Genomic DNA, 1633 nt, shown 5'->3' on the forward strand with positions numbered 1-1633 from the left:
GGCGGTCCAGGTCCACCCAACGCACGTGTCGGTTGACCTGAGTGAGGGCCCCCTGCGCGGTCTGCGACAACGGGTTGCCCTCGGGGAGGTTCACCATGTCGTCGATGTTGTTGCTGGTGATCGACGGGGTGACGAACTCGATCGCGCCGACGCCCGCGCCCGGGTAGTTCGCCGGCTCGAACGGCACCTCGTTGGCCCACGAGGTGTGGATGTCGCCGGTGAGGAAGACGGTGTTGCGGGTGCCGGCGGCGCGGATCACCTCCATCAACCGGCGGCGCTCGCCCGCGTAGCCGTCCCACTGGTCGGGGTTGTAGGTGATGCCCTCGCGCGGGACGCCCAGCAGCTCGGTGAGCGCGGCCGTGGTCTGTGGCTCGAGCGGGGGCAGGAGCACGGGCGTGATCATCACCGAGTTGCCGATGACGTTCCACCGGGCGGTCGACGAACTCAGCCCGCGGGCCAGCCAGTCGAACTGGGCGGCGCCGGTCATGGTGCCGGTGACATCGATCGCGTGACCGTCGAAACGGTCCGGTCCCTCCGTGCGGTAGGAGCGCAGGTCGAGCATGCTGATCTCGGCGAGCGAACCCCAGCGCAACCGCCGGTAGAGGTGACCGCCGTCGCGGAGGGACTCGGGGCGCACGGGCATCCACTCGAAGTAGGCCTGGGAGCTGGCGGCCTTGCGGTCGGAGAACGGTCCCTGGTGCGGATGGTGGTTCTCGGCACCGTCGGACCAGTTGTCGTTCGCGAGCTCGTGGTCGTCCCAGGTGCAGATCCAGGGAACGTGCGCGTGCAGGGATTGCAGATCCGGGTCGGTGCGGTACTGGGCCAGGCGGATCCGGTAGTCGGCCAGCGTCACGATGTCGTGCGGGGGATCGTGGGGCCGGACCGCGCCGAACTTGCCGGTGTACTCACCACGGCCGTACTCGTAGATGTAGTCGCCCAGTTCGACGATCGCGTCGAGATCCCCGCGCGCCTCGAGGTGGCGGTAGCCGGAGAAGTAGCCCGCCTCCCAGTTGGAGCAGGAGACCACCCCGATGCGCCAGCGGCCGGAGGCGGGGAGCGTGCCGTGGGCGGGCGCGGTGCGGGTGCGGCCGGTGTGCGAGGTCTGACCGAGGGCACGGAAGCGGTAGTGGTACCAGCGGTCGGGGGCCAGGCCGGTGCAGTCGAACTTGACGGTGTGGTCGCGGCCGGCGTCGGTCACCACGGACCCTGATCGGACGACCTGGGAGAAACCGGGGTCGAGCGAGATCTCCCAGCTGACGGCGACCGGCGCCCCGCGGCCGGATCCCGGGACCGCGTCCGGTGCGGGGGTGACGCGGGTCCACAGGATGACGCGATCGGGCATCGGGTCGCCGGACGCGACGCCGTGCCGGAAGACGCCCACGTCGGCACCCGCGACCGCGGACCGGCCCGCCAGGGCGCTGGTACCCGCCGCGGCTCCGGCCAGGGCACCCGCCTTGAGGACGGTCCGTCGGTCGAGGCCGGTGGGGGAGGTCGAGGCACCGGGATGGGCGGCAGAATGCATGCGTCCAGTTCACCCCACCCGCGGGCGGGTGCGTAAGAAAACCCACTGATTGGTCACGGAGAGTTCACCGGGGCGGGCGATCCGGGCCGGGAGCCGCCAGCACCGGATGGA

The 1633-nt window shown here is 71.0% G+C and carries 1 protein-coding gene; it reads right to left on the bottom strand.

The features are described 5' to 3' along the window. Positions 1-1522, bottom strand: a 1522-nt coding sequence (locus G6018_RS13795) for an alkaline phosphatase D family protein (RefSeq protein ID WP_182639914.1), incomplete at its 3' end; no start/stop codon positions are given. Positions 1523-1633 lie beyond the last annotated feature (111 nt).

It is taken from the genome of Dietzia sp. DQ11-44 (assembly GCF_014145205.1).
GTDB lineage: Bacteria > Actinomycetota > Actinomycetes > Mycobacteriales > Mycobacteriaceae > Dietzia > Dietzia natronolimnaea.